This window comes from Vibrio sp. 2033 (genome assembly GCF_033339735.1).
Genome location: NZ_JAWOVC010000002.1, coordinates 272,914 through 285,169 on the forward strand (window position 1 = coordinate 272,914; position 12,256 = coordinate 285,169).

Sequence of the window (12,256 nt, forward strand, 5' to 3'; positions counted from 1 at the left end):
TTTTTAACATTATTTGTTTGGATTAACTCAGTATGCGAAACGCTGAGTAATACCGCAAACTAAACAATGTCTTATTCACTCCTGTTCCAATTTAGTATCAAGCGCCTCAAACCTGAGACTTTAATTCGACACCATGTTATGTCTATCGGTACTTGCGAAATTCTTTACCTGTCTGTTTCTCATCATGTAAGAATTACCCATTAAAATTATTTTTCTTTTCTCAGTGATTAAGAATTATATTTGTCGTAACTCCTACAACACGTTACAACACTCTCATGACGACAAACAAAGCTAATGCTAACCAGGTAAACGAAAAATCACTGCAGTTGTTAATGCAAGTTGCAGTTAGTCCGTTCCCAGTTTCGGCGAAAACGCTAAGCGAGCAATTGAACGTTCCTTTAAGCAGCCTTTACCGACACTTAAAACTGCTTAAAGAGTGGAATTTGATCGAAGAAAGCGTTCACGACAAGACATTTGTCGTTGGTCCGGCGGCATTATTACTCATGCACAGCTATGAGACCGCGCAACATGGGCTCGACATGGTCGAAACCATACTGGCTAGGTTGGTACAACAAACCGGGGAAATGGCCGCTTATATGGTACCAGCTGGTTATCGTGCGCTTTGTGTCAGACAGAAAGAAAGTATGCAGGCGCTGCGTTGCAGCTTCGTCCAGGGTCAAAGTCAACCTCTGCTGCGCGGTGCCTCATCTAAAGTGATGCTCGCTTTTATGCCTCAAAGTCGATGCGAGAAAATCTTGAGATATTTTAATCAAGATCACCGACGCGACGAGTGGGAAAAAGAGCTCACAACCATCCGTAAACACGGATATGCCGTCAGTACTTCTGAGATTGACCCTGGTGTTTCAGGTATTAGCGCACCGGTAATGAAAGGAAGCAAACTGATTGGCGCAGTCTCGGTGATGGCTCCGGCCCACCGAGTCGAAAAGGACAAGCAGCGCATTATTTTACATGTACTGCAAGCGGCAAGGGCACTACCACCAGAAAGGTAATTCATCATGTTAAGCTTTTTCAAACGCTATAAACTCCATCACACAGTGAAGCAGCCGCAACATTACCCTTTTTCTTTTATGACAGTGTGTGAGTATTTGCCACCCATGTCTAAGGGCGCGTTTGAATTAGCTGATCAAAGTTTGGAAAATGCTAGTGATTGGCTTTACCAACAACATGATCATGAAACCGCTGAGAACTATGGGCACTTCAACCACGACAAACTGGAGAATGGCGAGTTTCAAGAAGCATTAAGCCTTTCGCTTTCTCGTCACTCAATTCCGGTTTTAGTCACTAACTGTACCGAGGCAATCTTGTCCATGTTACCTGTGGTCGTGTCCTATCGAGACGAAGTGGGTGTCGTAAATATCGGGCATAACATGAACTTGAAGCCGACACTTGAGCCACGCTTAGGCTCTGCATTCCATTTTGCTCTTTCTCGCTATCAAAACGTACGATTGTTTTTTGCTGGCGTCAGTGAGCAAGAGACGAAGCAGGAAACGTGGGAATACGCGGAAGATCAAGGTTGTGATTGGGTGACCGAGAAAGAGTTTTCTTTTCGTCATCGCAATAACGTTAAGCAACAGATCGGCAATTACCTAGACCACTGCGACCAAATAATCATTAGTATCGACCTTGGATCTCTAAAAACCAAAAACAGCCTTGATGGCGCGTCAGAAATTGATATCCAAATGGTTCTACGCACGATTAGGCAATGTTTGGTTGCAGGTAAAGTGAGAGCAATTCAGCTCGTTGGAGATCGAGATTGTCTGGTGTATTCGAGACAAACGAAAGCCATACTAGAAGAGTTATATCAGATGGCTCCACTCATCGTTCACGCTGCCTAGCGTTGTAAACGTTCAGAATCAGGATCGCGTCCTTCCTGATTCTGAACCAACATGCTTACTTATTATCCTTAACTAACAAATAGTTACACATATAAATCGACACACATCACACTTGCCTCTTGAACTAACCTGACACTTACGTTGTAATAAGGCCGCTAAACTTTGGTATGACATACGAAATAAAAAATAACCAAAGTTCAATAACTAAGCGGCTTCAGAACAAAAAAGTACCGCAGCTATTCCAATTTCAGTGAGCATTTGCTCACGCTCGCTTGATGCCATCTTGTTCCACTCATTAGGACATTTGATGATGCGTCTTTGCAGTATTTTCACTGCGGTTCTTTTTTTACCGCTAACCTCACACGCCACCACTTATGACGTAAAAGATCTATCTGAGTTAGGTCAACTTTGCTCACACAAGAGTTTTAGTATCGAAAGCGATGGCACGACTTATCTCTGTACAGGGAAACTAGTCCTACCCGCTGGTGATAAAATTGTCTCCTCATTACCGGAAAAAGAGATAACATTAAAAGCAGATTATGGAATTGTGTTAGAGGGGAATAATACAATTGGTGAACCCAATAAACGTATCTCTCTACACGCCCTCGCTACCGGATTAACGGTTAACAATGAGAAAGCATCAAACCTCGACGATTACCAAAACAAGCACACTGTTATCTATGGTGATCTTCTATCGGCTTATCCAACAAAGCTGCATAACGTTCTCATCGATGGGGATATAGAGCTAACAGGTGAGGCCCTTCATATTAATGGTGAGTACAACACCATTATTGGTGACATTTTGACTCACAGCACGACCAATATATTTAATACAAACATCTGTGGTAAGGTCGAATCACAAGGCGAAACACTACACCTAAAAACAAACCATCCTTTACAAGACCATTTTGTCGTCGGTGATGTTTCTGCGCACAAATCTCTGATTATAAAAGATATGTCGATCTATGGTACGGCTGAATCTGTAGGATCGTCAGCTACATTAAGTGGCTCATTCTATAGTTCCACCGCAGCAATTAAATACTTCCAAACATTGAACTTCAACAACGCTCCAAATCAGCCTAGTCAAGTTTGTGGTGAAATCCAACAAACGCCAGGAAGTGCACAAACGAAAGCACAAGACAACAAATACACGCAATACTGTGGATTGGGCGAGGCTGATTGTCACTACTCTTCCCAAGTCTGTCCAATCACCCCTCAAGATGTTCCGAATTGCAGCATGCAGCCTCCATCGGAGAACGACTTAAACCTAAGCGTCACACCATCGGACGACATGGCACTGATGTGCGGCGACGATCTTCCGCAATTTACAGCAATGACAACCAATAATGGAGAAGTTGTAAGCGCAGAAGTCAGTGCCGTCCTATCACACCCTGACTTGTTCACTTTAGAGGTGATCAAAGGTCAGCATACATTAAAAGCAAACCAATTTATGTCTGACGACAATGGTGAGCTCGTTGTTCGAGTGGTCCCGAACGATATTGATACCATCGCGTTAGGTACTAACTACACGCTGACTTTCACTATGGCAGAAGACACCAGCAAGCATCAAACTGTTAGCTTTATGTTTACGCCATTTATGTTTGAGGCCTACTCAAAGGCGAAAAGCACCGCTTTAAACGAAATACACGTTATTGCAGGTAAGCCAGAAAACGTGCATACGCGATTGCTTGCTTGTGCCTCCACCGGCGAACCTGTAGTGGCAAGCAACTACAATGGTACGCCTAAGGTTTTTCATCCATTGGTTCAACCATTAGGAGGAAGTGAAGGAAAGTTTAGCTATTCAGCGGAATTTAAAGACGGCTTGTCTGAACATGGTCTTATCACGAACGAGTCCGGCATATTTGAAGTGACATTGTCCGATCATTTTGAATGTGAGGGATTTGAAGAGTGCCCTGAAGAAGGCAAAGTGGAAGTGAAAGGGACATTTAATGTGCACTCGCGACCATGGACACTCGCTATTTGTGACAACCAACGTGCTTTGCCTTCTGGCACCTCTAAACAGGGAGATGGGTTTATCGCTGCTGGAGAACTTTTCTCTCTAACAGTGAAACCAATCATTTGGCAACCTGACGGCTCTGTAAGTGGGTCTGTTGAATCAGCACGCTATTGTGATGCTTCTATCACCCGTAATTTTATGCTTGATGACGCTCCAGCAACATCGGTTGTCTTGTCGAGTGAACAACATACGCCATCAGAGACAACGAACCAAACCTCAAAATTGCTAAAAAGTAGTGACTCACTGGCTCAGGCGCATAATTCAGCCAAGAATGATCAATTCGTCTTTAATGGATTATATTGGGAAGAAGTCGGGAGCTTGAGAGTAAAAGCAAACCTAGAAAGTAAATATCTAGGTATGACTGTGAACGAAGGCTATCGTTACGTTGGTCGTTTTTACCCAAAATATTTTCAAGTGCAAGACCAAGAATGGCACTACCCACATGGCCAAACTTTTGCTTACATGAATCAACCTTTTGAGAAAGTCACTTACGATGTTGTCGCACTCAATGCGAATAAGGAAAACGTGAAGAATTACGTCGACTTTTCGTCTAACCTTCAACAACATTTCGACTTAGGCGAGCTAAGCTCATACTCCGAACGGTTTTTGCCGCCTAAGCCTAAGAAGGTAGACTGGAAACTACTGGGTAACGCGAGTGTTGGAACGTTTGTGATCGAGAAGCCCTCGACCAATGCGACTTGTAACAATAGCCCATGCTGGAAAAAGAACACGACAGATAAGCAATATCCTGATGGCCCATTTAATAAAGGGACTAACAGTGACAGCAGCAAAATAGGTATAGTCACGACTAAAGCCGTTGATGAGGTAAATTTCTTTGATAACAGCGAAATGCTCACTCAACAACCGGACATTCGATTCGGTCGTTTGAACTTTCAAGATGTAGGTGGCAACCAAGGCATGGTGTTCAAAGTGCCACTTGCTGTAGAAACTTGGCAAAACGGTCGATTTACGACTAACTTCGATGACAGTTCAACGACGGCGAATGGTGAATATTACTTCAGCACGCCAATTTGGTCGAATGCGCCTGCAAACAACGCCATGCTTTCTGGAGTTGGGACAATGCATGTTGGCAGGATGACCGATATCGTTGCAAGCCAAATTGACTCAGCACGCGAGCAAATACAATTCCACCTGGATTTAGACGGCTCAGGTAATCGCATCCCTTGGCTGAAATACGATTGGGATAACACGACAAGTGAAGAGGAAAATCCACCTGTTACAGTTACGTTTGGTATTCACCGAGGAAACGATCGCATTATTTATCGTGGTGAGCCAAATATGCTTGGCCTAAATTAACGCGAAACGACAAAACAAAAAAAGCCCCTATATTGAGGGGCTCTTTTCATCTAAAACGGATGTAATTTACTTTGCGCCACGACGCGCTTTCAGGCGCTTCACCATAGCAAGACGACGCTCTGCCGACCCTTGGTCTGTTGCCGACTGGTTCGGGTTATTACGACGACCTTGACGATTCTTAAACACTGGTTTTGAGTGCAGCTTTTCAATGTAAGATTCACGCTGTTTTGGTTCATAGCCTGCAAGCTCAATACGGCGAATTCGCTGCTGGATTAGATTTTCAACCTGAACAACCGTGAGCTCTTCATCTCGGTTTACAAATGAAACAGCATGGCCTTGTTTACCTGCACGACCTGTACGACCAATTCGGTGAACGTAATCTTCCGCTAGGAAAGGCATGTCATAGTTCACAACGTGAGGTAAATCTTCAATATCTAGACCTCGAGCAGCGACATCGGTAGCCACCATGACACGTGCTTTACCGGACTTGAACTCTTCTAACGCACGACGACGAGCACTTTGAGCTCTGTCACCATGACAAACCACCGCTTTGATACCATCAAGTTTCAGCTCTTTTACAACGTCGTTTGCGGTCTCTTTGTAGTTCACAAATACCAACACTTGTTTCCAGTTCTTACGACCAATCAGTTCCGAAAGCAGTTCCGTTTTTCGCTCTTGATCAACTGGATATAACACGTGAGCAACTGTCTGTGCTGTCGTATTCGCTCGCTCAACTTCAATACGCTTAGGCTTACGCAGGATATCTTTTGCTAGCAGATTTAGTTGGCTCGAAGTCGTTGCAGAAAACATCATAATTTGCGGATCAGTATCCACATCTAGCATGATCTTACGTACTGCGTGAATAAAGCCCATGTCCAAGATACGGTCTGCTTCATCAAACACTAAAAACTCTAAGTGTGCGACCGAGACATTACCTTGTTCAATGTGCTCTTCCAATCGACCAGGTGTAGCCACTAGGATATCTACACCGTTTTCTAATGCCGTTACTTGAGAAGACATTTTACGGCCACCGAAAATCGCAGCCACCGACAGGTTCGTGTACTTCGTGTAAGCTTTGATGTTGTCAGCAATTTGTTCAGCAAGCTCACGAGTTGGAGCCAAGATAAGTGCGCGAGCAGTCTTACGAGAAGCGCTACGGTTACTGTCTAGCAACTGCTGAATCATAGGCAGAGAAAACGCAGCCGTTTTACCAGTACCTGTTTGTGCTGTAGCGAAAATATCATGGCCTTTGCGAGCCATTGGAATCGCCTTCTGTTGAATTGGCGTTAACTTTTCATAACCGCATTCTGCCAGTGCTTTAACCACTTCTGGCGCAAAACCTTGAGATGAAAATGACATTGAGCGTATTCCTTAAACAAACCACTAAAAATAGCTTTAAAAATTTAGCCGTGCACTATACCCGAATTTGAGTGATTTATCTCACTTTTCTCATTGAAATCCTACAAAAGAAAAAACGGTGAGCACAGATATATTAGTGGTTCACCGTTTTCGTTTAACCTTTGCGCGATTTAATGTTTGATGCCAGATAACTGAAGGAGAATTCGCTCAAGCTCATCCCATGGCAACAGCTGAGAATCTATCACTTCTAATCGTGATTCAAAGCCTTCTAAGCTGATTTCATTCACCGACACGACTCGGTTGGCAACATTAAACGCGTAACAACCTTGATCCGTATTGACCACTGCTTTAACACGCTCTGCGGTCAAGTCCGACAGCATAGAGAAAAGCTTTTCAAAATCAAACTTATACTCTGCCCCAAACAACCACCCACAACTAAAATAACCCTGCCCTTTGTTCTCTTTGCGCACAAAGGCTTCACCAAGCGCCAACTGGAATTGAGGCTCTTGATGAGCGTGGTCATGATGATGTGACTCGATATGGGAAGAAGCGCTGCCGTAAACCCGCTCAATATCCAAGACTTCTATCGGCAACTCACCGTCATGAATAAGCTTACTGAATACTTTTGAAGGGGATTGGTCCGTCACCCAGTCATTAAACACATCAAGGTCGTGGCTGGAACATAGGTCAACCTTACTACCAATAACCACATCTGCACTGTCTAACTGGTCCACGAAGTTTTGGTTAGAAAGATACTTTTCATCACTTAAGTTACGCGGATCAACCAAGGCAATCGTCGCTTTAAGATCAACGTAAGGTTCATACTGCTGTGAGGTAAGCGTCGCGATAACCTGTTTTGGATGACCAAGGCCTGTCGGCTCAATCAATAAACGGTCCGGTTTTTGACGCAATAATGCGGTGATACCTACCGACATCGGCACACCCGCAGTGCAGCACATACAACCACCCGGCACTTCTTTAATCAGCGCGCCTTGGTCGGTCATCAATGCACCGTCGATGCCAATCTCACCAAATTCATTGACCAAAACCGCCCAGTTTTCTTTTTCCGGTTTGTTCTTCAGTAGATTTAAAATCGTGGTCGTTTTACCGACACCCAAAAATCCGGTCAGTATGTTGGTTGGTACTCGATTTGACATGCTTATCTCCGACACGTTAGTGCATTAATGCTCCAGCAAAGTATACGGAGAATGTGACTCGCTTCAACGCTTTTTATCGCACGCATCAAGCTCATTACGTGATGCGTTGGAACACATTTTTCGAGCTTGTTTGGGTTGACTTATCAACTCTGAACGCTTCATATCAGACAGGTATCTACTGGTATAAATAACGCAAGTAAAAAACGCGATAATAGCGACTACGATGGGAAGAACTCCGAGCGTGTTTTCGAATTTAAGCGCAGCAATAGCCAACGCGAAAACAACGACAGAGATAAGTGCGATTGACTTACTTTTGTTGCTTTTCATAATAACTCGCCTTTCGTAAAGTTAGCCCCTAACACCTCCTGTACTAGAGGAATGCCAGTTTGAACAACATCCAACCTGACTATTCAATGCTACTCCTTTCGCTACTTGTGAAATTTGACAAAGCTAACATTTACTACAACATCAAACGACGAGCTTATTATTATCTTTCAGACACTTACTGGATTTTAAAACACTTACTAGCAAATCGTTCCACCGCTTATCAGGATATCGCTATCATTGGCAATACAAACTTGCGCCACCAGCTTTAGTCCTTCGACTATCATGTCCAAAGACATAGAAGGCTGACTGCCATCTGCTGCTTGTTCTGGCAATAAAGGAATATGAACAAACCCGTGACGAATCGGATTGTCTTTCAAGTAATGTTGGATCCCATAAAAGAGATGGTTACATACAAATGTTCCAGCACTGTTGGAAATCTGGCTAGGTATACCCTGCGTTTGCAACGTTTGCACAACACGCTTTATCGGTAGTGTCGAGAAGTAAGCATCAGGACCCTCAGCCACCACGGGTTCATCAATCGGTTGATAACCAACGTTATCTGGAATACGAAAATCATCGACATTGATTGCGACACGCTCTGGGGTTATCGCGCTACGCCCGGCCGCTTGCCCTACAGTAATCACACAGTCTGGCTGGTGCGCTTCTATTGCTTCAATAACGACTTTCACCGAGTCGTATCGAGCTACGGGGACTGGGCAAGTAACTATCACACCGCCTTTTATGGCCGCAGCCTCTAATTGCTTGACCGCTTCTAAGGCAGGGTTAATGGCGTCACCACCAAAAGGTTCAAAACCGGTAATCAGGACTTTCTTCATAACAGCCTTTAGGAAAAGAGTTTTACAAATTATTGCACTCCCCTTCACCCCATCCAATAGCAAAAGTATTGATGAGATATACCAGACAACATTATGTGACTCATGTCTAACCAGAGAGTGTTTTCTGCCTCATTGAATCTAGGCAAGTTCCGGACTATCGAGACTAACTTATTGATGATTAGTTGCAGGGCAAGGTTCTCTCATTACATGACGCACGTAGAAGCTTGGTTTCCACGCTTAACTTAGGTAGAGTACGCGACCGCAATGCAATTCGAAGAGATTGAATACAATGAATATTGATAACCATGTAATCGAAACGATTGAAGAGTTAGAGGCATTTCTGCATTTAGTAGAAGGCGGCGCTCTCGGCCTTGAAGGTGTCACTGGCGTTGCGCTAGCCACCTCTAATACCGATGGCCGTCCATTTGTTGCCGTATTAGGAGAAAAGCACCAATTGCTCCTTGGTCGCTGGGTTTCGCAGCACGTATATGACAATGGTAAAGACATTGTTCGTAACGGCCCAACCAGAAAACACTAAGCGCTCGACGCCACCTATAACATCACGCCGTCTTATACACCAAGCGTATGCTTTGAAAGCAATGCGCTTGGCGTACTCAAAAAATAAAAAAGAAAAGGCTAGCCTTTATTAATTTTGTCGGTATACTGCACATCAGCTCTTACGGAAAGAGCTATTAATGTAATTAAAGATCAAAGTTTCTCTCAGTTCCACATCGAATTCCTCGTTTACGTTCCTGCGACAAAATAGTTATCTCTAAAATCATATAGTAGCACTTGATATTAGCTAAAAATTCAATATTTAAAACAATCAAATATAGAGGTATCTATGTCTAATAAATTAACTGGTTCAGTAAAATGGTTCAACGAAACTAAAGGTTTTGGTTTTATTTCTCAAGACAATGGCGGTGATGACGTATTCGTTCACTTCCGTTCTATTGTTTCTGAAGGCTTCAAAACTCTTACTGAAGGCCAAAAAGTATCGTTCGTTGTTGAACAAGGTAACAAAGGTTTACAAGCAGCTGAAGTAACTGCACTGTAATTCTTTGTGTGGCATCAATGTTGTTGGTGCCACAATCCCCTTCCACTTGTTACTGCCCTTACTATTCTCTATCTAAGTTTATATACCCAAATCACTTACCTCTCCCACACCATCATTAATCACTTTCAATAAAGTCACTTTGGTATACATCTTTAGGTAATCACACAACCTACCTTGTAATTCCAGTTTGGAACTAAATTAATCTCATTCATATCTGAATCACTTCGCTTCATGCTTTGCTCATAAAAATAAAGTTTATAAAATAAAAGCGATTGGCGAATATAAGAGAAAAAATGAAATTAAATATATCTGCTCAATAAATAAATTCTAATAATTACGAGCACATTATCCCTAGCTGAGAGATTGAGTTTGCACTGAAATGCCATTACATGAAGCCATTTATCGGACAACACTTCATAGGGACAGCGTCTGGATTCACACACTTCGGAGCATTTGTTGAGTTAGAGGAAAACCGAATCGAAGGTCTCATTCCTTTACCAACTTTCCAAAATGGTGAGTTCGAATTTGATGCAGTCAAACAAAAAATTTCCATCCAGAGCGCCACGTTTACTTTAGGGACCAAAGTGCACGTGTTGGTTAAAGACACCGATTCGAAACAAAGAAAGACATGTTCAACTTAAAAGATGCGGAACACGCGGTAGGTTAGCCTGTTTTAGGTTACTTTCTAATCCATTAATCAAAAATAAAAAATAAGCTTTTAATACCGCAATTAACTTGTGACATTTCGCTGACATCGACTCATTCTAAAACCCTAATATCTGACAAAGGAAACGAATCTAATTTTTGTTTCCAGACACCATCGCAGAGTGTATTTCCAGCATTCTGTTTGCCTCGAGAGGTTCTTATGACAGCCTAGGATCTCTCGAGGCTTTTTTGCACCTATTCAAACCACCTGATTCTACATCACAACTATTATCCCCTACACAAGCTGTACTTTTTAACTAGTGCACTAGATCGCGAACTCTGATTTAAGCAACTGATCACACAACCACTTCTAAATTTTGGGTATAAAAGTATCAATACTTTCGTTAACTAGGATGTAAATAATGAAAAACTCGTTTGATCTCACTATGCCCAACGAAGAAGGATACTTTGGTGAATACGGTGGTAGCTTTGTTCCACCTGAGCTTGAACAAATCATGCATGACATCAACGCAGCTTATGAGGAATGCAGCAAAGATCCTGAATTTAAAGCGGAACTCGCTCGCTTGTATAAGCACTTTGTTGGACGACCTAGCCCAATCTTCCATGCGGAAAACTTGTCTAAAAAATACGGAGCAGACATCTACCTAAAGCGCGAAGACTTAAACCATACAGGCGCACATAAAATTAACCACTGCTTAGGGGAAGCCATTCTCGCTAAAAAGATGGGTAAGAAGAAACTGATTGCTGAAACTGGCGCAGGGCAACACGGTGTTGCGCTTGCTACAGCCGCGGCATTGGTTGGCTTGAAATGCGATATTTACATGGGTGAAGTTGATATCGCCAAAGAACATCCGAATGTCGTCCGCATGAGAATCCTTGGTGCTAATGTCATTCCTGCCACTCATGGGCGCAAAACCCTCAAAGAAGCGGTAGATTCTGCATTCGAAGCTTATCTGAAAGATCCTGATACACAACTTTATGCGATAGGCTCTGTCGTTGGCCCTCACCCATTCCCTAAAATGGTACGAGATTTCCAATCAATTATCGGTAACGAAGCACGAGTTCAATTCAAAGAAATGACCGGCAAGTTACCCAATAATCTCGTCGCATGCGTTGGAGGTGGTTCTAACGCGATGGGGCTATTTACTGCTTTCTTAGAGGATGAACAAGTCGCCATTCACGGCGTTGAACCTGCGGGCCGCTCTTTGCAAAAGGTTGGCGAGCATGCTGCAACACTCACACTCGGTGAGCCAGGTATCATGCACGGATTTAAGTCTTACATGCTTAAAGATGCACAAGGTGAACCTCAGGAAGTGCACTCTGTAGCAAGTGGCTTGGATTACCCATCGGTTGGACCTCAGCATAGTTACTTAAAAGACATTGGCCGTGTCAATTACGGCTCAATCACCGATGACGAAGCGATTGATGCCTTCTTTGAGCTGTCTCGTGAAGAGGGAATAATCCCTGCTATTGAATCCTCACACGCTGTCGCTTACGCAATTAAACTCGCGCAGCAAGGAGAAACCGGCTCGATTTTGATCAACTTATCAGGCCGTGGTGACAAAGACATTGATTTTGTCGTTGAACACTACGGCGCAAAATACGGCATTGAATCACTCATATAGCCTAACTCCGTAGCCTAACCCTATATACAAAAAGCTACC

General features: G+C 43.3%; 10 protein-coding genes and 1 pseudogene. 7 read left to right on the top strand and 4 right to left on the bottom strand.

The window, feature by feature from the left end:
• Positions 1–275 precede the first annotated feature (275 nt).
• The 3 genes from R7P74_RS04510 to R7P74_RS04520 all read left to right on the top strand — a co-directional run bounded on the left by R7P74_RS04510 (position 276) and on the right by R7P74_RS04520 (position 5,190).
• On the top strand, positions 276–1,010 hold the full coding sequence (locus tag R7P74_RS04510; protein WP_005386192.1) for an IclR family transcriptional regulator: 735 nt from the start codon (positions 276–278) through the stop codon (positions 1,008–1,010).
• A 6-nt stretch (positions 1,011–1,016) separates the two neighbouring features.
• Positions 1,017–1,856, top strand: coding sequence for an arginase (locus R7P74_RS04515; protein WP_005375657.1), 840 nt, complete (start codon positions 1,017–1,019; stop codon positions 1,854–1,856).
• A 307-nt stretch (positions 1,857–2,163) separates the two neighbouring features.
• On the top strand, positions 2,164–5,190 hold the full coding sequence (locus R7P74_RS04520; RefSeq protein WP_318122709.1) for a DUF6701 domain-containing protein: 3,027 nt from the start codon (positions 2,164–2,166) through the stop codon (positions 5,188–5,190).
• A 66-nt stretch (positions 5,191–5,256) separates the two neighbouring features.
• Here R7P74_RS04520 and R7P74_RS04525 read toward each other — a convergent pair whose 3' ends face one another.
• The 4 genes from R7P74_RS04525 to pcp form a co-directional block, all read right to left on the bottom strand.
• Complete coding sequence (locus R7P74_RS04525) at positions 5,257–6,549, bottom strand: DEAD/DEAH box helicase (RefSeq protein ID WP_318122710.1); 1,293 nt, start codon at positions 6,547–6,549, stop codon at positions 5,257–5,259.
• Positions 6,550–6,719: 170 nt separating this feature from the next.
• Positions 6,720–7,706: a CobW family GTP-binding protein gene (locus R7P74_RS04530; RefSeq protein ID WP_054576802.1), complete on the bottom strand. Its 987-nt coding sequence runs from the start codon at positions 7,704–7,706 to the stop codon at positions 6,720–6,722.
• A gap of 63 nt (positions 7,707–7,769) precedes the next feature.
• Entirely contained in the window at positions 7,770–8,033 is a 264-nt protein-coding gene (locus tag R7P74_RS04535) for a hypothetical protein (RefSeq protein ID WP_005375648.1), read from the bottom strand.
• 197 nt (positions 8,034–8,230) lie between these two features.
• On the bottom strand, positions 8,231–8,869 hold the full coding sequence (gene pcp / locus R7P74_RS04540; RefSeq protein WP_318122711.1) for a pyroglutamyl-peptidase I: 639 nt from the start codon (positions 8,867–8,869) through the stop codon (positions 8,231–8,233).
• Positions 8,870–9,158: 289 nt separating this feature from the next.
• On the opposite strand from pcp, the gene R7P74_RS04545 reads away from it, so the two are divergent.
• The 4 genes and pseudogenes from R7P74_RS04545 (at position 9,159) to trpB (ending at position 12,217) form a co-directional block, all read left to right on the top strand.
• Positions 9,159–9,407 carry a hypothetical protein gene (locus R7P74_RS04545; protein WP_262657247.1) on the top strand — a complete coding sequence of 83 codons (249 nt, stop codon included), beginning with the start codon at positions 9,159–9,161 and terminating at the stop codon, positions 9,405–9,407.
• A 306-nt stretch (positions 9,408–9,713) separates the two neighbouring features.
• A complete protein-coding gene (locus R7P74_RS04550; protein ID WP_005375644.1) occupies positions 9,714–9,926 on the top strand; it encodes a cold-shock protein in 213 nt (70 codons plus the stop codon).
• 359 nt (positions 9,927–10,285) lie between these two features.
• Positions 10,286–10,567: pseudogene (locus tag R7P74_RS04555) on the top strand (S1 RNA-binding domain-containing protein); the annotation flags it as partial.
• Positions 10,568–10,993: 426 nt separating this feature from the next.
• On the top strand, positions 10,994–12,217 hold the full coding sequence (gene trpB, locus R7P74_RS04560) for a tryptophan synthase subunit beta (RefSeq protein ID WP_213962373.1): 1,224 nt from the start codon (positions 10,994–10,996) through the stop codon (positions 12,215–12,217).
• Positions 12,218–12,256 lie beyond the last annotated feature (39 nt).